The 17,544-nt window shown below is 59.3% G+C and carries 15 protein-coding genes and 1 pseudogene; 6 read left to right on the forward strand and 10 right to left on the reverse strand.

All coding sequences use genetic code 11. The annotated features are described in order from the left end of the window. Nucleotides 1–311: 311 nt before the first annotated feature. Nucleotides 312–1,805 carry a group II intron reverse transcriptase/maturase gene (gene ltrA, locus J2J99_RS30505; RefSeq protein WP_138396904.1) on the reverse strand — a complete coding sequence of 498 codons (1,494 nt, stop codon included), beginning with the start codon at nucleotides 1,803–1,805 and terminating at the stop codon, nucleotides 312–314. A gap of 780 nt (nucleotides 1,806–2,585) precedes the next feature. Here ltrA and J2J99_RS30510 point away from each other — a divergent pair. Next, nucleotides 2,586–2,900, forward strand: a complete 315-nt coding sequence (locus J2J99_RS30510) for a hypothetical protein (protein WP_168302469.1) — start codon at nucleotides 2,586–2,588, stop codon at nucleotides 2,898–2,900. A gap of 233 nt (nucleotides 2,901–3,133) precedes the next feature. Here J2J99_RS30510 and J2J99_RS30515 read toward each other — a convergent pair whose 3' ends face one another. The 4 genes from J2J99_RS30515 to traC form a co-directional block, all read right to left on the reverse strand. Continuing rightward, nucleotides 3,134–3,586, reverse strand: a complete 453-nt coding sequence (locus J2J99_RS30515; protein WP_207601002.1) for a thermonuclease family protein — start codon at nucleotides 3,584–3,586, stop codon at nucleotides 3,134–3,136. 437 nt (nucleotides 3,587–4,023) lie between these two features. Continuing rightward, nucleotides 4,024–5,958 (reverse strand): Ti-type conjugative transfer system protein TraG, encoded by a 1,935-nt coding sequence (gene traG / locus J2J99_RS30520; RefSeq protein ID WP_207601003.1) that lies wholly within the window; start codon nucleotides 5,956–5,958, stop codon nucleotides 4,024–4,026. Next, nucleotides 5,945–6,160, reverse strand: coding sequence for a type IV conjugative transfer system coupling protein TraD (gene traD, locus J2J99_RS30525; RefSeq protein WP_168301543.1), 216 nt, complete (start codon nucleotides 6,158–6,160; stop codon nucleotides 5,945–5,947). The genes traG and traD overlap by 14 nt, the downstream gene beginning before the upstream one ends. A gap of 4 nt (nucleotides 6,161–6,164) precedes the next feature. Then, nucleotides 6,165–6,461 (reverse strand): conjugal transfer protein TraC, encoded by a 297-nt coding sequence (gene traC, locus J2J99_RS30530; protein ID WP_168301544.1) that lies wholly within the window; start codon nucleotides 6,459–6,461, stop codon nucleotides 6,165–6,167. Between the two features lie 255 nt (nucleotides 6,462–6,716). Here traC and traA point away from each other — a divergent pair, with 255 nt between their 5' ends. The 4 genes and pseudogenes from traA (at nucleotide 6,717) to J2J99_RS30550 (ending at nucleotide 12,383) form a co-directional block, all read left to right on the forward strand. Beyond that, complete coding sequence (gene traA / locus J2J99_RS30535) at nucleotides 6,717–10,043, forward strand: Ti-type conjugative transfer relaxase TraA (protein WP_168301545.1); 3,327 nt, start codon at nucleotides 6,717–6,719, stop codon at nucleotides 10,041–10,043. Then, nucleotides 10,040–10,606 carry a conjugative transfer signal peptidase TraF gene (gene traF / locus J2J99_RS30540; RefSeq protein ID WP_168257339.1) on the forward strand — a complete coding sequence of 189 codons (567 nt, stop codon included), beginning with the start codon at nucleotides 10,040–10,042 and terminating at the stop codon, nucleotides 10,604–10,606. The genes traA and traF overlap by 4 nt, the downstream gene beginning before the upstream one ends. Beyond that, a complete protein-coding gene (locus tag J2J99_RS30545; RefSeq protein ID WP_168301546.1) occupies nucleotides 10,596–11,759 on the forward strand; it encodes a conjugal transfer protein TraB in 1,164 nt (387 codons plus the stop codon). Before traF ends, J2J99_RS30545 begins: the two co-directional genes overlap by 11 nt. A 16-nt stretch (nucleotides 11,760–11,775) precedes the next feature. After that, a pseudogene (locus J2J99_RS30550) lies at nucleotides 11,776–12,383 on the forward strand (TraH family protein). Nucleotides 12,384–12,609: 226 nt separating this feature from the next. Here the strand turns inward: J2J99_RS30550 and J2J99_RS30555 are convergent. The 3 genes from J2J99_RS30555 to J2J99_RS30565 all read right to left on the reverse strand — a co-directional run bounded on the left by J2J99_RS30555 (nucleotide 12,610) and on the right by J2J99_RS30565 (nucleotide 14,678). Beyond that, nucleotides 12,610–13,479, reverse strand: a complete 870-nt coding sequence (locus J2J99_RS30555; protein WP_127431472.1) for a nucleotidyl transferase AbiEii/AbiGii toxin family protein — start codon at nucleotides 13,477–13,479, stop codon at nucleotides 12,610–12,612. After that, complete coding sequence (locus tag J2J99_RS30560; RefSeq protein WP_127431473.1) at nucleotides 13,472–14,089, reverse strand: type IV toxin-antitoxin system AbiEi family antitoxin domain-containing protein; 618 nt, start codon at nucleotides 14,087–14,089, stop codon at nucleotides 13,472–13,474. Before J2J99_RS30560 ends, J2J99_RS30555 begins: the two co-directional genes overlap by 8 nt. A 346-nt stretch (nucleotides 14,090–14,435) precedes the next feature. After that, entirely contained in the window at nucleotides 14,436–14,678 is a 243-nt protein-coding gene (locus tag J2J99_RS30565; protein WP_127431474.1) for a helix-turn-helix domain-containing protein, read from the reverse strand. A gap of 223 nt (nucleotides 14,679–14,901) precedes the next feature. Between J2J99_RS30565 and J2J99_RS30570 the strand changes: the two genes are divergently transcribed. After that, nucleotides 14,902–15,225, forward strand: coding sequence for a transcriptional repressor TraM (locus tag J2J99_RS30570; RefSeq protein ID WP_246763174.1), 324 nt, complete (start codon nucleotides 14,902–14,904; stop codon nucleotides 15,223–15,225). Between the two features lie 3 nt (nucleotides 15,226–15,228). On the opposite strand, the gene J2J99_RS30575 is transcribed toward J2J99_RS30570, so the two are convergent. Together J2J99_RS30575 and trbI are read right to left on the reverse strand one after the other, a co-directional pair. After that, nucleotides 15,229–15,933, reverse strand: a complete 705-nt coding sequence (locus J2J99_RS30575; RefSeq protein ID WP_127431476.1) for an autoinducer binding domain-containing protein — start codon at nucleotides 15,931–15,933, stop codon at nucleotides 15,229–15,231. Nucleotides 15,934–16,245: 312 nt separating this feature from the next. Then, entirely contained in the window at nucleotides 16,246–17,541 is a 1,296-nt protein-coding gene (gene trbI, locus J2J99_RS30580; protein ID WP_168301548.1) for an IncP-type conjugal transfer protein TrbI, read from the reverse strand. Between the last annotated feature and the right edge of the window lie 3 nt (nucleotides 17,542–17,544).

Raw genomic sequence — 17,544 nt, forward strand, 5'->3', positions numbered from 1 at the left:
AAGAATGGCGCTCGAGCGAGGCGCCGACGGCGCACGGCTCTAGTCGCGCTGCGACCGGAGCCCGCACGCGGTCTCCGCCCTGTCGGGTTACGATCCTCTCGCGGCAAGAAGCATGCCTCTTCCAAAAATTGTTGTCCGGAGACAGCCAAAAGGTCATGGCCATCGGAGATGGCAAGCGGTCGCGTCCCTACAGGACGCGGTTCTATCTCTCTCTGACACCCCATTTTGCACCCGCCGTGTCGGGTAGCAGCGGGGCATTGCTGCCCCGCCGCCCCCTAAGAACCGGGCGTGCGGATCACTCCGCACCCGGCTCAAGCCATTCTCCAGCGCCACGTTGTGACACCGGGCTCCCCGGCGGTATGTTTCGCGTCCTGACGGCGGGCGAGGTAGTCATCCCATGTGGGATCGAACGGGTTAGCCAGCGCCGGAATTTTGGCATGTCTCTTGATTGGGACAGCCGCTGCACGGACAAGCCCATACTTGGCGTCCTCCGTGCTGAAATCCCATGACTGGCTACCGTTGACCCTGAAATACCTTCTCCTGATCCACCGTGCTCCTTTGTTAGGGTGTCGTCGGCACGCCCATCTCCAGAGCATGCGCCAGATGTAGAAGTCTATCGAAGAGAAGGTCGCCTTCGCCACGACATGGCGGTGATACATCGCCCATCCCCGAATGATCGGGTTCAGCATTTGTATCAATCCTTCCTGCGCGATGGCGGCGTTGCCTTTGATGATTCTCCGGACCTTATCCAGCAGCGCCTTGACGCTGTGTTTGGACGGCGTGATGAGAAGTTTGCCGTTGTACTTTCGCACATTCTGGCCCAGAAAATCGAAACCATCCGCAATGTTCGTGATTCTGCTTTTCTCGTCCGAGAGTTCCAGTCCACGAACAGCCAGGTATTTCCTGATCGCCGGCAAGACCTTGTGTTCCAGCACCTCTTTCGATGCACTGGTTACGATAAAGTCGTCGGCATAACGGATGACGTGGGGCTTGGCTTTTCGGTACGTGGATTTCGACGATCCCACGCTTGCATCGACTGCGGCCTCAAGCCCATCCAACACTCTGTTAGCGATTGTGGGCGAAATCACGCCCCCTTGCGGGGTTCCCGCCCGCGTCTCGAACAGAGTTCCCTCTTCAACATATCCGGCTTGAAGCCACTTCCGCAGGATCGCCTTGTCCATAGGCATATGCTCGAGGATGTAATCATGGCTGATTTCATCGAAACAGCTTTTGATATCGCCCTCTAGAACCCACGTGGCGGACTTCCGTCTTGCCAACGTGATGAAGCACTGCTCAATGGCGTCGGCTGTCGAGCGTTTGGGCCGAAATCCATAGGAATTCGGGTCCGCCAAGGTCTCCGTCACTGGTTCCAGCGCAAGCTTCCATAAGGCTTGCATTGCGCGGCACAGCATACGGGGTATCCCGAGCGGGCGCTTCTTGCCGTTACTCTTGGGAATATAAACGCGTCGCAACGGCATGGTACGGTAGCCGTGATGCCGCAGCGACATTACTCCCTTCCATCTGGCCACCGGGGTTGTCCAGATTTCTCCGTCCACTCCCGGCGTTTTCTTCCCGCGATTCTCCGTCACCCGCTTCACAGCCAGCATCTTGCCGCTGTGCGAGCGGGTCAGCAGACGTTGCAAGGCTTTTACCTTGCCCCATCGGCATTCGCGAGTGGCCTTGGCGATACGCACTTGAAGTCGCTTCACGGTTGCTTCAATCTGCGACCAGTCTGTCTGATCCCAAATCTGCCCTCCGTGCGAGGACGCACCAGCATTCGCTGCTTTCGCACCGATTGCCGTCATCTGCTTTTCCTCGTCCAGCAATTAGTCATGTTCTCTCGCCATGAATGACCGAGCGGAAGTCTGCCCACTTTCGTGTCGGGCGATGTTGCAGCCCGTATCCCGACCATTACAGCCGGGCCTTCGCTTTCTCCGCCTTCCTTTACCCACAACACCAACAGCGTTCCTTACGGTTCGCCTGCCGTTACCGGCAGCGCTATGGGCTTACCCTGTTCCGCATGAATCTCAGAGCCAGTCGGACCCTTCCTTTTCGCCGGCAGCTTTCCGTCCATGGAGGTCCAACCGGAAAGGACCACACCTTGCTGCACACCTTTTGGTTCAAGCCTATCAGCACATTTGGCTTGTTCCTTGTTACGGCGTTTATCGGAAGTTCACTTGTGTTGGTCGTCATTGCTCATCCCTTGCACCTCACCGCCTTTGTGCTGGCAGTTTCCACTTCGCCTCACGGTTCGGTGGACCGGTCACCCGGTGGTTACGTTGTCCCCGAAGCTCCACACGGAGTCGTTGCCAACTTCGCATGTTCGGGTAGGGAACGACCGATGGAACGGTCGGTTTCGTAAAGTTCACATCACGTGTTCTCCTCTCGAAACAGAGATTCATGCGACTTTCAGGTCGCACTCCGGCGTCAAGGACATCGCGGCCCCCCCAATTTTCCCAACGCCGCAAGCGGCACAGAGAAAATCGGTTCCTCCGCTCGCCGCAGGGCGGCCGCGTTCCGCGGTCCCGGACCCCTCACGGACTACGGTGCGGACACCTTTCGTCAGAAACGAAAAGGAGACCCTGATGACAAAGCATCAAATGACTCACCAGATTGGAGACGACCAGAAGCGGTCGGATCAACAGCCGGATTGGCTTGAACGCTTGCGCGGAAATTTCGATGCGGAAGTTCATTTGCCCGCGGATATCTCGCGCGAGTTTCTGTCTGCGGCGCTGCTTTGGGCAATCGAGCATAAAGTGGATCTCGGTCTGTTCCACGAAGCCGGCAAGATCATTATCGCACATTTCGGCGGTGACGAGATCTACCTCCCGTCGCTGTGGTCCGACAAACGGTGGCACATCGGCCTGGAGGACAAAGAGCCTTTCGACCCAGGCGATTGAGGTCGGGACCAGAGGCGGCTTTCCGCCTCTGGTCTTTGCCTGTCGCGTGAGCCGGTCCAGCCGGATCGACCGGCCGGAGCGGCTATGAAAGGGGGCTCTGCCGCCCCTCTCAAACCTCACCCCATGAAGGAAGAGCAGCGCCCCTCCTTCAAACTTCCTCCCATGGAGAAAGGGGACGGTTCCCTCCTGCCTTTCCCCAACCCCCTCTCCCGTGCTGGGAAAGCGATGGCTAGCTAACGCCCGCTTTGGCACCAGCCGTGTCGCGCGCCATCCCATGACCGGGCCAGGCCTTCCTTGATCAAAACGTTGCCCAGCGAGTTGCCCGCACGAGACACCGTTCGAAGTTTGCGACCGTACTTGTCTTCGTCACGGAATCCGGCCGCCAGGGAGAATTTTCCCGCGTTGAGCAGCGTCACGAGGCGGGATTTTGCCGCTTCACCTTTGATCCGTTCAGCCTCGCAGCGGGGCGGGCTGAGTTCAGGCGTATCGAGATCGGCAATGCGGATTTTTTGGCCCTCGAACCAGAATGTGTCGCCGTCGACGACGCAGTTCGCTCGATGATTGTCGTCGCAGATCGAAAATGCCGCCGACAATGAATCCGTCGTCGGTGTCTTGGCCAAAGTGGCGAAGCCGGGGAGAGCGTCGGCGCCGCCATAGGCAAGCCAACCTCCAACAGCAATGATCACGGTGCATAGAACTGCCGTTGAGCGTTTAAGCCGTCTGTTCTGCCCAGATCTCAGCAGCGCTCCACCCGCGCGCTGCCGATCGCGACCGCGTCCGGCCTTTGGCGGCTTTCTGAACGGAACTATATTCGATTTCGCCACTATCCGATCCCTTCTTTCGCCTCACCCTATGTCGGACCCGGTTTCATCTGCGTTTACGGAGGAGCTTGTCTCCGGGCTGCGGTGTTGCCGCCAAAATGGTGTGCGAGGGGCGGGGAGCAGTCGATCCCGCCTCCCCTTCGGGCCACTATATTGAGGCTCCTGCGGCTGCTCTGTTTCCCGCCCGTCGCACGACGAGAATTCCCGAAATCCCGCCCGTCGGGCGTCGCTATGCTGATTTCTCCGATACTCTTCATTTTCCTGGATCAGCCTTGCTTGCTTGCACTGCGCGCCGGCTTGGATCATGCAGTCTTTGGCGTATCGCCGATCATGTGAAACCTGTTCGTGCCGACGCATGCCTTCATGTCGCCGCGCCGGAACCAGATGGCTCGTCCGCATCGGAGCGGCGCGTTTCCTGCGGTGAAGACGATCTGTTCGTCGGCGCGTATGCGCAGAACTTCATGGGGCTGAATGAGTGGTCTGGCAGCGAGCTGCTTCGAGCGTGTTCGTGATGATCCCTTTGCCTGGAAACTGCGGCTCACCTGGTCAATCTCGACCGTGGTCATGCCGCAGCGTCGGGAGATGTAATCGGCGGTCTCTGGATCGTTGATCGCGGCAAACGAAATCCAGCTGGCACTCTCGAACCACTTGCTTGCCGCGTCGCGACCGCCATAGGTTTCGCGCATCTGGCCGATCGACTGATAGATCATCGTCAGCGTGATGCCGTATTTGCGACCGGCATCGCGTGCCGTCTCTATGATCCGCATGTAGCCGAGGCGCGCGACCTCATCGAGGAGAAACAGGGCGCGCCCCTTGATCTGTCCGTCGCGATTGTAGATCGCATTCAGAAACGAGCCGATGATGACGCGCGCAAGACCGGAATGGGTCTCCAAGGTCTTGAGGTCTATGTTGATGAAGACGTCCGTATTGCCGGCCGCGATGTCGTTGGTCGCGAACTTCTTTCCCGATACTAGCGCCGCGTAGTTCGGATAGGAAAGCCAGTGTGTTTCCTTGACCGCGTTGGCGTAGACGCCGGAGAAAGTTTCCGGCGTCATGTTGACGAAGGCTGCGACGTTTTCCTTCACAAAATCCGAGCCCGAATTGTCGTAGATGTCTTGCAGCCGTTTGCGCAATGTCGGCTCCGGCTCCGAGAGGTTCATGCGCACCTGCCGAAGCGTCTGGTCGTGCTCGTCCGTGCGGCCGGACAGGCAGACATCGGCGATCAGCGCCGTCAGCAGTTGCAGCGCCGATGCGCGAAAGAAGTCGTCACGGACACCACGCACGCCTCCGCCGTCGCTCATGATCCAGGAGGCGACCGAGGCAATATCCTCTTCCTTCGTCCCGCCGAAACGACCGACCCAGTCCAGCACGTTAAAACCGATGTCAGGCTTCCTTGGATCGAGGACGAATACATCCCTTCCGGCTCCGCCGCGATGCACGGAGACCATCGGTGCGACCTCGTTCGAAGGATCGAGCACGATCAGCGTGCCGCCCCATTTGAGTGCCGTCGGGATCGTCACCGACGTCGTTTTGAAACCGCCGGAACCGGCAAAGACGATCCCGTGCGACGAGCCGAACGAGCCATCGAAGCACAGCAACGGCGACTTGCCACCGACGCCCCACGTCTCGGCGCTATCGGCTCGAAACGCTTGGCTCCCGACACTGTCTTTGTCGACCCGATAGCACTCACCGATGACGATGCCACCGGCATCGGGAAACAACTTTGCCGCCTCTGTGAGCTTCATCCAATCCGCTTCGCCATGCAGCGCTCGCTTGCCCTGAATGCGTTTCGGCTCGGCCCTTGCGAATGCCGCATTGCCGATGAGCGCCACGCGAAGCGCGAAGCCGGCACATAAGAGCGCCGCACTCGCGCCGATCGACGTCGCCGGATCGAGAAAGACCAAGACCGTCTTGTCGGCCGGTACCGACTTCATGAAAGCGGGAAGGCGCATTGTTTCACGGACTGCTGCGACCAGGATTGTCCCACTCGATCCCGCGACGACGCCCCAACCTGCCTGCTTGATACTGATCGAACCGGCGCTCGAAAACAGCAACAGAACTCCGATCGTCGCACCGGCGACATAGGGCAATGCGATGCCCGCCCGCCCCCACGCCAGTCGCGCGGCCTCGGTCTTACCGAAACCGGAAAGCCACTGCTCGATCCCGGTCATTCCGATGACGACCAGGATCATCAATGTCCCTGGTACGACGACGAGCGCAAACCTATTGATAGTCATTGCCGAAGGCCTCCACGCCGATTGCCGTGAGCCTGGACCGCTCGCCCTCGTCGCCTTTGATCCGGCGGGCGGCATCGATGAGCGCTCCCAGCAACAGCGCGCGCTTCTCGTAGCGCAGACCGGCCTTTACGATCAGGCCGCCGAGTTCGATCTTTTCGCGCGTGTCCTTCTTGCGGGCGTCGGATGTCATCGTTCTCGCCATTCGCTCAAGCCTCACCACCGCTGCCCGTGCCTGCGCCAGACGCGTCCGCCGCGGTCGACGCTTGTCCGCTGCTGTCGCCGGGGCCCTTCTTCCCTCCGGTCGTAGCGCCCTGCCCTCCGCGAAATCGCTTGGTCAGTTGCTCAAACGCTGCCTGAAGTTCCGCCTCGTCGATCTCGATTTCGCCCAGTCCCGCCTTGAGCGCGATCCTGCCGATCCGCTCGGCTTCCCTTGTCTCGGCGATCTTGAGCTGTTCCTGCAGCTTGGCAATTTCGTCGCGGATTTTCGCGGATGGCTTCTTCATGTCCGTTCGTCTCCCTGGCTGAGAAAGCGTGTCTTTCGAAGCCAGTTTCCGGAACTTAAGTAGCGAACGCATCACTGTGAATCCTACAATCGCCAACGGCGATGCTTTGGTGGATCATCCCGGCCGTTCCGAAGGAGCGGCTTTCAAGGGCGCAATTATACGTCGCTGGCGCGACGTGTTGCTGAGAGAGCCTGGTGGGGCCGCCGCTCCCGACGAACCCTTTGATTTCGTTCGCAACCGGGAGAGAACTCCGCCGTGGCCGTCCCTCACTTTTCCGTCAGCGTCGTCGCCCGTGGCTCCGGCCGCAGCGCCGTGCTGTCCGCGGCCTATCGACACTGCGCCAAGATGGAGTATGAGCGGGAAGCGAGGGTCATCGATTACACCCGCAAGCAGGGGCTCCTGCACGAAGAGTTCGTCATCCCGGCAGATGCTCCGCAATGGCTGCGCGCCATGATTGCCGATGGCTCGGTCGCCGGCGCATCCGAGGCCTTCTGGAACAAAGTGGAAGGCTTCGAGAAGCGGTCCGACGCGCAGCTCGCCAAGGACGTCACCATAGCCCTGCCGCTCGAGCTGACGGCCGCGCAGAACATCGCGCTCATGCGCGACTTTGTCGAGCGGCACATAACCGCGAAGGGCATGGTCGCCGACTGGGTCTATCACGACGCGCCTGGTAATCCGCATGTGCATCTGATGACGACATTGCGGCCACTCACCGAAGACGGTTTCGGTTCGAAGAAGGTCGCGGTAACAGGTCCGGACGGCAAGCCGATCCGCAATGACGCCGGCAAGATCGTCTATGAGCTTTGGGCCGGCAGTACTGAAGATTTCAATGCGTTTCGCGGCGGCTGGTTTGCCTGCCAGAACACGCATCTGGCGCTGGCCGGTCTCGACATCCGCATCGATGGCCGTTCCTTCGAAAAGCAGGGTATCGACCTCGAGCCAACCATTCACCTCGGCGTCGGCGCCAAAGCCATCGAGCGCAAGGCCGAGCAATCCGACCACAAGTCGGAGACCTCGACTCCCAAGCTCGAACGCATCGAGCTTCAGGAGGAGCGCCGCAGCGAGAACGCGCGGCGCATCCAGCGCCGTCCGGAGATCGTGCTCGACCTGATCACGCGGGAGAAGAGCGTCTTCGACGAACGCGATGTTGCGAAGGTGTTGTATCGCTATATCGACGATGTCGCTCTGTTCCAAAGTCTGATGGTCCGCATTCTGCAAAGTCCGGAAGCGCTCCGGCTCGAACGCGAGCAGATCAACTTTGCGACCGGTATTCGGGAACCCGCCAAGTATACGACGCGCGAGATGATCCGGCTTGAAGCCGAAATGACCAATCGCGCGATCTGGCTCGCCGGCCGCGCCTCCCATGGCGTCCGTGAGGCGGTGCGGCAGGCGACCTTTGCGCGCCATTCCCGTCTGTCGGATGAGCAGCGAACGGCGATCGAACATGTGGTTGGCGGCGAACGGATCGCCGCCGTCATTGGCCGCGCTGGCGCCGGCAAGACCACGATGATGAAGGCTGCCCGCAAGGCGTGGGAAACCGCCGGCTATCGTGTGGTTGGCGGAGCGTTGGCTGGCAAAGCCGCCGAAGGTTTGGAGAAGGAAGCGGGCATCGTTTCCCGAACGCTCTCGTCGTGGGAGCTTCGCTGGAACCAGGGCCGCAACCTGATCGACGACAACACCGTCTTCGTGCTGGACGAGGCCGGCATGGTTTCGTCACGGCAGATGGCGCTGTTGGTCGAAGCCGTCACCAAGGCCGGCGCCAAACTCGTCCTTGTCGGCGATCCGGAACAGCTTCAACCGATCGAAGCGGGTGCGGCCTTTCGCGCCATTGCCGATCGCATCGGCTATGCCGAACTCGAGACGATCTATCGTCAGCGTCAGCAATGGATGCGCGACGCCTCGCTCGATCTCGCGCGTGGCAATGTCCGCAAGGCTGTCGATGCCTACACCGCCCATGGTCGAATGATTGGTTTGAGACTGAAGGACGAGGCGGTCGAAAGCCTGATCGCAGCGTGGGACCGCGACTACGACCCTTCGAAGACCAGCCTGATCCTCGCACACCTTCGCCGCGACGTCCGAAAGCTCAACGATATGGCGCGTGCCAAGCTGGTCGAGCGTGGCATCGTCGCAGACGGATTTGCGTTCAAGACGGAGGACGGAAACCGCATGTTCGCGACCGGCGACCAGATCGTGTTCCTCAAGAACGAAGGTAGCCTTGGCGTCAAGAACGGCATGCTGGCAAAGGTGCTTGAGGCCGCGCCTGGCCGGATTATTGCCGAGGTCGGTGAAGGCGAGTACCGCCGGCAGGTCACGGTCGAGCAGCGCTTCTATAGCAATCTCGACCACGGCTACGCGACGACCATCCACAAGAGCCAGGGCGCGACCGTCGATCGGGTGAAGGTGCTTGCTTCCCTTTCATTGGACAAGCATCTCATCTATGTGGCCATGACGCGCCATCGCGAGGATCTCGCCGTCTATTACGGCCGACGCTCCTTCGCCAAATCCGGCGGCCTCGTCCCGATCCTGTCTCGCCAAAACGCCAAGGAGACGACCCTCGATTACGAGAAGGGGTCGTTCTACGGCCAGGCGCTGCGCTTCGCGGAAGCGCGGGGCCTTCATCTTGTCAACGTCGCCCGCACGATCGCACACGATCGCCTCCAATGGGCCGTTCGGCAAAAACAGAAACTCTCCGACCTTCGCGCCCGTCTAGTCGCAATCGGTGCGACGCTCGGATTGGTCCGCAGCAGCAACGAGCAATCCATCCCGGATACAATCAAGGAGGCCAAGCCCATGGTATCAGGCATCACCACCTTCCCGAAATCGTTCGATCAGGCGGTCGAAGACAAGCTCGCCGCCGATCCCGGGCTCAAGAAGCAATGGGAAGACGTCTCAACCCGCTTCCAGCTCGTCTATGCGCAGCCGGAAGCTGCCTTCAAGGCGATCGACGTCAACACCATGGTCAAGGACCAGTCGGTCGCGCAGTCCACCCTGGCAAGGATTGCCGGAGAGCCAGAGAGCATTGGCGCGCTCAAGGGCAAGACCGGTCTTCTCGCCAGCCGTGCCGACAAGCAGGATCGGGAAAGAGCGAGCGCCAATGTGCCGGCGCTCGGCCGGAACCTGGAACGCTATCTTCGTGAGCGGACCGAGGCCGAATTGAAACATGAGACGGAGGAGCGCGCGGTCCGGCTCAAGGTTTCGGTCGACGTCCCGGCGCTCTCCCCATCTGCCAAGCAAACGCTCGAACGGGTGCGCGATGCGATCGATCGCAACGATTTGTCCGCAAGCCTCGAATACGTGCTCGCCGACAAAATGGTGAAAGCGGAACTGGAAGGTTTCGCCAAGGCGGTTTCCGAACGTTTCGGGGAACGGACGTTCCTGCCACTGGCGGCGAAAGACACTGATGGCAAGACCTTCGAGACCGTCACGGCAGGCATGACGGCCGGCCAGAAGGCCGAGGTCCGGAACGCCTGGGACGCCATGCGGGCGGTTCAGCAGCTGGCTGCTCATGAACGAACGACCGAAGCGCTGAAGCAGGCCGAGACGCTGCGGCAAACTAGGAGCCAAGGACTCTCGCTGAAATGACGGCGGGAGCTGGAACGCGCCAGGCGATGACCGCGCAACAACGACAAGCGACTGGGATCATTTTGGTTGCCGCATTGGTCGCCATGCTGGCGATCGGCACCGCCCTCGCCGGCGGTTACCGCGTCAATCTGACACCGAGCAAGCCACTCGGCCTGTGGCGCATTGTTCCGCTCGATCGTCCCGTTGCTGTCAATGACCTGGTGTTCATCTGCCCACCGGCAACCGCAGAAATGCGGGAGGCGCGAGCGCGCGGCTATCTCCGTTCCGGTTTCTGCCCGGGCGACGTCGCACCGTTGATCAAGACAGTGATCGCCGTTGTAGGACAGCGTGTCGAAATCGGCGTCGACGTGAGAGTGGATGGGCGGGTGGTTTCCTCATCCAGTCTCGCACTACGAGATGGAAAAGGCCGGCCGTTGACGCCGTTTCCGAGCGGCATCATACCGCCAGGATATGTCTTCCTGCATTCCGCCTTCCCCGGCTCCTATGACTCCCGATATTTTGGCCCGGTGCCGATCTCCGGCATTCTCGGGCTGGCGCAGGAGGTGTTCACCTATGTGCCGTGATTACCTTCAGCCGGCGCTGCTGATATTCGCTTCGATCGCGATCGGCGTGGTGGGCTGGAGCGGCCATGTGTTGCTTCTACCCGTCGCGCTGGGGTTTCCGGTTCTTTGGTCGATCGCGCGAACGAGATCAGTGGCGGCACTCATTTCAGCCGGATATTTCCTGGCCGCATCACGTGGTTTGCCGCAAGGCGTGGCCGCCTTTTACTCGTCGGATATCTGGCCGGGCCTGTTGCTCTGGTTGTGTGCGTCATTGAGCTTTGTCGCCGTTCATACGGTCCTGTGGGCCGGAGCCGCTCGCGCTCGTCCGTTTCGCTATCTGCTTGCGGCCGTCGTCATGGCCATCCCGCCATTCGGCATCACAGGCTGGGCGCATCCTGTCACGGCGGCGGGTGTTCTGTTCCCGGGATGGGGATGGTGGGGACTAGGGCTCATGACAGCTGGCCTTGCGGGCCTCGTAACCCGCATTTGGCCAGCTGTCGCCGTCGCCTTTGCAGGCGTTTGGCTATGGTCCGCCGCGATCTGTACCGATCCGAAACTACCGGAAGGCTGGCGCGGCGTCGACCTCCAGTTGGGCGCGTCGCTCGGCCGGGAGGCCGGTCTTCAACGTCAGCGTGACATGATCGCAACGGTGGGGAATGCGGCCAGCGACGGCGCCCGCTATGTGGTGCTGCCGGAAAGTGCACTTGGCTTCTGGACACCGACCGTGGAGCGGCTTTGGATAGGCGCTTTCAGCGATGGTGATGCCAGAGTCATCGCCGGCGCCGCGATGGTCGCCCCTGGAGGCTACGACAATGTGCTCGTCGCGATCGACAGGAAGGGCGGCCGCATCCTCTATCGCGAACGGATGCCGGTTCCCGGTTCGATGTGGCAGCCTTGGCGATCCTGGTTTGGGGAGAATGGCGGCGCCCAGGCGGATTTCTTCGCGAACCCGGTCGTCGCGATCGGTGCCAGCCGGGCAGCACCGCTGATCTGCTACGAGCAACTGATCGTTTGGCCGATCCTTCAGTCCATGCTCCACGATCCGGATTTTGTCGTCGCCGTGGGAAACGGCTGGTGGACCGAAGGGACGTCGATCGTCGCTATCCAGCGCGCCGCTACCACGGCCTGGGCGAAACTTTTCGCAAAGCCCTTTGTCCTTTCCTTCAACACCTGACTGCTCAGGAGACACCATGCTCGACGCTGCCCTGATAAAAGAATGCGCAGACCCTTCCCTCAAGCCCGCGATAGTGGAGCAGTTCGTGATGGCAGCGGGCTCGGATGATCCCCTCGCCGTCACTGTCAAATCAGGCGGCCGATTGCTTCTCATTCCGAAAGCGGCATCGGCCGAGGAGGCGCTGGCGATCGTGCGGCAATATGCTGGCCAGGCCGTCGTTCGTGTCGGCCTGACACAGTTTCCCGCAGGCGTTGGTGTCAAGGAACCGGGGGATCTGAAACCCGACCTTGTCGATGCCTGCCAAAACCTTCGTAATGGCACGGCGATGTTTGCCAAGGTATTGAGGATCGTTGCAAAATGGTATGGCAACCCCACGAGCAAAGACATCTTCCCGCAAATCTTCGAGGACGCGCTCTACGCATGGAAGACCGGCGAGTTCGGGGGGGTGTCGGCGTGTTTCAGGCGGAGGATCCTGGCATACCCATCGAAGCGCCGCAGCAAAGCGATAAGGAAGTGGATGGCGAGGAAGCGACGCCGAAAGACTTACAACCAGAGACGATGCAGGATGTTAGGCATGCGGGGATACGGATCGATCTTTCCCGCATTGGTCAACAACAGCGTTGAGTTCACCTCGCATTGGCGAGGCATGTTCCGGCCAAGCCAAAGTTTAGGCGACTCCAAAGCATGAAATTAATGCCCTTCCAGATGCCTCGTCCGCGGTTGTAATGGCGGCGAGCCAGTAAAACCCGCGTACTGACGGGTTCCAGCTATGAAGTTGCCCGACAAAAACCCGACAGGATCTGAATTCTGCTCGCTGAGCCATGAACTCGCGTGGTTGCGACCAAACCGCTCATTCGTCCAGCCTCGCAGCCGCAACCGCGTGCGGCATCAGGAATGTGGCAATCTGCGCGATGACGTCGATCAGATCGCCAGGATTGTGTGCAACGCCTTCAATGAAAGCACGCCATTGTCGCTGCTTTTGCTGGTCCTTGGCAAAGGCGTCCGTTAGGGCGTCGGGGAGGTCAATGGGGATCGGTGTCTCGCGGCGATCAAAGGTAGCGGCTATTGCGCGCGCCAGCCGATCATCGCTGAAGTCGAAAGACCTGCTGAGGATCCAGATGTCGTAGAAATCCTTCATGCGGCTGTTCACTCGCCCCAGCATCACCATTGCCTGGAACTTCTCGGCAATGACCGTTTCTCGCGCATAGGCCCGAAGCCGCGGCATCGGAAAATCGAGCATGGAAGGATAATCCAAAACCTCCACCCCAGGCTCAAGCGCATCGCCAAAACCGATGTCGATGGTCAGGTTGATCCGGGCTCCGCTGATCGAAGTGATCACCCGCAGCCTGAGCCCACCATAATCCAGTGCCTCGCGAATACGATCCACATGCAGCGTATCAGCGTCGAACGTAACGCCATCGTCGGCCTCTTGCGCCAGAATTTCCCGAAATGTCTCAAGCATCGGGTCCGGACTCGGATCACCGAAACCCAAAAGATCCAGGTCGCGCGTGCCTCGGTGCGGATTGTCGAACCAACTCATCATCAACATCGCCCCTTTTAGAACAAAGCGATCGGCGTGGGGCGACTGGCTAAGCCGGAACAATAACCGTTCAAGGGCGAAACGCGTCAGGACGAGATCGAAGCTTTGCCCGCTTGCCTTGGCGAGTTGCAACAGGCGGGCGCGCACCGAGGCGCCGACGTTTCTGATTTCTTTAGCCATTGGCGGTCAGCGCCTCGAGATACGGCCGGATCACAGAGCCAACGCCACCGCGTTCGGCCTGGTTGGCGATTTCGCCAGGAGTAGCCCTTCGTTGCCGCAGCGCCTCCTGCAGCCCTTCTATCGCTACCGAAAGGCCGATCTTGTTGCGATATCGAAAGCAATCGGCAATTGTCTTGGCGATTCCAAAGACCCTCACAGGAACGCCTTCAATGATATGGGTTTCGACGCTGTCGTTGAGAAGGCTGTCTGTGAAGCGCACGATGCGCACAGCGGGGGCTTCCAGTTTCGGCGGCCAGTCCTTACGGCCTATGGCAAGCCAGATTTGTCCGGGGAGCTGATCTGTCAGGCTGTGAAATGCCAATGCCGAAACGAGGCAGATAACGGCTTTGGGCGCGCGTTTGGCAACCTCCGCCAGGCTGTGGCTGGCGTCGAGCTGCGCATCAGGAAGTTGATAGAGACCGCGGGCAAGCCGCAGCACTTCACCATCTCGTTCCATTCGGCTCATGGTGGCAGCCGTGACTCCTGCGTTCCGCAGTTCGACGAAACGTGCTATTCCGCGCTCGGTTAGCACGGTCCGAGCGATTTGGCGTTGCGTGACTGAACTGGGCATTGATATAAAAGCTCGGAGAATAGGATCTATTATCCTAGGATTTGTATCACAATCCCTGGGGCCGAGAAAGCCCTCGCATTATGAATTCTTCACCACGCTAATTGCCTCGATGGACAAAGTTGACAATTCTAGTGGTCGCCTGGAGTAAAGATGTAGCTTGCGGCGAGGTCCACTATGCGCGCAGTGAGAGCCGGATAACCCTCGACGATCTCGTCTGCGGCAGCGCCTTGCAATTTCATCGCAGCGATTGTTCGGACTCGAGAGGAGCACAAATCTCAATTCCATTTGGCTTGCTTCGACGATTTCTCGTTGTCGCCGGCCGGATTGAAGCTGCTGAGATCCCAGATTATGCGCCTGTTTGCGTACTCACTTGGGTCTCACCAATCGGTCGCACTAATTCGACGTGGCTGACATCTAAGGCTTGAGCCAGTTCATAAATCGTAATCAAAGTTGGGTTGCGACGACCTCGCTCCAGGCTACTGAGATATTGCTGGCTGAAACCAGAACGCGCCTCGACCTCTTCCTGTGTCAGGCCTTTCTCCCGACGCAGGCGGGCAAAATTCGAGCCGACCAGTTTGCGCATGTCCATGCGCCGAAAGATCGCCGTTTACACACTCGGAGTTTATCAACTAAAGTATGTAAAGCTCCTTCCCGTAAATCCCGCCAATGCGGGCGGGTAATGGGGTTAGTTGTCGATATAAGCATCAGCACATTGTCTGCAACTAAGAGATTTCGGATGTAACGGTGTCCCATTTGATGTAGGCGAACCTTCGGGGCCGCTTGGTGAGAGAATGAAAGTTTGGGAGAAGCGGGTGAACAAAGCGAGCTCATCCGATGCAAATGGTCGAGAAAAGAAAAGAGAATCGCGCTTCAGCTCGATGCAACAGTCGAAGCTTGAGGCGTTGGCTGTCTCGGCAATTCTCGAACACCGCCTCCTGATCGCCGCCGACGAAGCTGTCTATGAGGAATGGGCTCGCGCGACCGCAGACCCATCAATTTCCGCCGCCGTGCTCAAGAGCCTGCAGGAGGAGTATGTCGCGCGCCAAAAGAAATCTGAAGTCCAGCAAGAAGAACTTTCGGAAATCATCGATGCGTTAGGCTACGTCCCCGAGGTTCCACTCGATAAACATGAATGACGGTCAAACCAACCCGTGATCTTTAGCAATTGCGACGAGCTGTGGGACGGTCGCAGCCTCAAGTTTTTCGCGCGCTTTATCAAGGTAGTGCTGCACTGTCCTCGGGTTGATCCCCGTTAGCATTGCGGTTTCCGGAGCGCTTTTACCCTTTGCCGCCCACATGAGGCACATTGCTTCTCTTGGTGAAAGCAACCGTCTCGGAGCGACAATGGTCGTCGCAGCGATAATCTTCAGGCAGTAATGGATCACCAGCACCGCTCGGATCGCTTGTTGCGCATCCCGCAGTTTTGAAACGTCAGCCGTCGGCGCCGAAGATGCAAACGTCAGCATCATCGTCGACCCGAAACTTCCTTCGACGGGGATCGTCACCCCACTCCGAATTCCGTACTCGATCGCCTGGTCCCGAAAACGCCTGAGTTCGGAGGTTCCACGAGCGGGCCAATCGTCGGCCGTCCAGGAAAACATTTCCATGCGACGCTTGGCTTCAGTAACGACCGGGTCGATGCGGGAGTAATGGCCTTCGAGATAAACACCCTGCCATTCCTCCGGATAGGAGTTGAATGTGCGGATTTCCAACCCCTCAGTCTGCAGATAAGCAAAACGGTCGAAGCCGCACGCGTGCGCAAATGTTTTCAAAGCACTTTTGATCATACGTTCATCATGCGCGGCTTCTGTCATATCGATGAGAGAGCGAAGGTCACCGTCCACTAACTTTTCTCCTTTTTTCGACAGTGCAAGCCTCCCACTCGTCGCGCCGTTCTGACGCCGCGAGGTACCGGTTGCCACCGTTCGGCTAGCCGGAACCACATGGGACATTGGACGATACAGCAGTTGCTTCTACGCGAAGCAGATCCACGTTCGTTGCATCGCTTAGGTCTATTGACCTCTGCCGGGTATTCAACTCTTTCTGATCTAAAGACGATGATTTTTTATAGAGATTTTTAGTCACACCTGCGCCCCCGCGCGGAATGTACTTGCGACGTTCAGCGACAAGCGAAAATCTGAGCGTCCGTTAGCTGTTTAGCGGCCGCTATAGACAGAATGAAAAATAACATCCTGATCGACCAACACATTGAACTTGTAGCCCGGCCGGATGCGAATCGTCGGCTGAACGTTCAGATTCTTCGAGATCGTCTCTTCTGCTACGCGGCCAAATGACGCGGCAAAATTCCGTCTCGCTGCATCCGAAGCCGTGTCCTGCGTCGCGAGCGTCGAACTCTCAGGCATCGACATATCGGTACCCGCCCCGATGATTGCCACCAGGGCTGCAGAACCGAATGTTCTCCAGAGATGTCGGTCGACCTTGTTTTGGAAGCCGCCATAACCTTCTGCGTCAGTGCCCGCCATACCACCGATCTGTAGGGTTGACCCATTCGGGAAAATAAGGTCGGTCCAGACGACAAGAACGCGCTCCTGTCCGAATGACACCTTGGAATCGTAGCGGCCGAACAGCTTTGCGCCCTGCGGGACGAGAAGGCGATAGCCGGTGGCGCTGTCGTAGACGTTCTGACTGACCTGGGCCGTGATCCGCCCAGGCAAATCGGAATTGAGGCCGGTGATCAAGGTGGCGGGAATGACCGACCCGCGCTTCAGTTCATACGGTGATATCTGCGGCACGACCTGGTTAGGCAGGTAGCCAAGATCCTTGATGTCCTGATTGAAGAAATCCTCCTTTGACGTTTGTCCGTTTTGATCGACGTTTTGGCCCATCAGCCCGGATTTCATGGCGGCGGCATAAAGGTCCGACGCACTGTTCACGACGGCATTTGTCGGCTGGCGGCCGGCGTCATTGGTGGAGCTTGCCTTCTCGACATCTCCGATGTCTACCTTTAGCGGCGAATCCAGCGCTGTAGCGCGAGCCTGGAGGCGAGCCATCCGCTGGCGCTGCGCTTCCCGGATATACTGCTCGTCCTGCTCCCGCTTCAGCCGAGCCTTCCACTCCTCCTCGGATTCGAGCGTCGAGCGTCTCTCCTGTCGGTCATTCGGCCGGCGTTCAACAACAGATTCCTGTTTCTCGACCTTCTGCTCGACGACAGGGGTCGGTTGAAACACCTCCTGCTTCTCCGGCTCGCCGATGATGCCGTCGGTTACGCCCCGCTTGAGCTGTTCGCCGAAGCTGGTCGCAGGGGTGTTGGAAGCCCCCTCGATGTCGCCGCGATGGAGGGACAGCCCCCGCAGCGACAGGCCGATCACGACGACGCCGACGAACAGAGCGACGACGATGATGGCGATGATGATCGGCAGGCGGTTGAGCCGGCGCATGCCATTCTGATCGTCGGCCTGGGCTGGCGCGCCAAGTTGGAGCGACTGGACCATATT

The organism is Rhizobium binae (assembly GCF_017357225.1).
Lineage (GTDB): Bacteria > Pseudomonadota > Alphaproteobacteria > Rhizobiales > Rhizobiaceae > Rhizobium > Rhizobium binae.

What these genes read in the sequence shown, in the direction of transcription:
- traD (WP_168301543.1), bottom strand. Translation starts at nt 6,160, where the DNA reads ATGGCGAGAACGATGACATCCGACGCCCGCAAGAAGGACACGCGCGAA.
- J2J99_RS30510 (WP_168302469.1), top strand. Translation starts at nt 2,586, where the DNA reads ATGACAAAGCATCAAATGACTCACCAGATTGGAGACGACCAGAAGCGG.
- traF (WP_168257339.1), top strand. Translation starts at nt 10,040, where the DNA reads ATGACGGCGGGAGCTGGAACGCGCCAGGCGATGACCGCGCAACAACGA.
- trbI (WP_168301548.1), bottom strand. Translation starts at nt 17,541, where the DNA reads ATGGTCCAGTCGCTCCAACTTGGCGCGCCAGCCCAGGCCGACGATCAG.
- J2J99_RS30565 (WP_127431474.1), bottom strand. Translation starts at nt 14,678, where the DNA reads ATGGACATGCGCAAACTGGTCGGCTCGAATTTTGCCCGCCTGCGTCGG.
- traC (WP_168301544.1), bottom strand. Translation starts at nt 6,461, where the DNA reads ATGAAGAAGCCATCCGCGAAAATCCGCGACGAAATTGCCAAGCTGCAG.
- J2J99_RS30555 (WP_127431472.1), bottom strand. Translation starts at nt 13,479, where the DNA reads ATGGCTAAAGAAATCAGAAACGTCGGCGCCTCGGTGCGCGCCCGCCTG.
- ltrA (WP_138396904.1), bottom strand. Translation starts at nt 1,805, where the DNA reads ATGACGGCAATCGGTGCGAAAGCAGCGAATGCTGGTGCGTCCTCGCAC.
- J2J99_RS30545 (WP_168301546.1), top strand. Translation starts at nt 10,596, where the DNA reads ATGTGCCGTGATTACCTTCAGCCGGCGCTGCTGATATTCGCTTCGATC.
- J2J99_RS30560 (WP_127431473.1), bottom strand. Translation starts at nt 14,089, where the DNA reads ATGCCCAGTTCAGTCACGCAACGCCAAATCGCTCGGACCGTGCTAACC.
- traG (WP_207601003.1), bottom strand. Translation starts at nt 5,958, where the DNA reads ATGACTATCAATAGGTTTGCGCTCGTCGTCGTACCAGGGACATTGATG.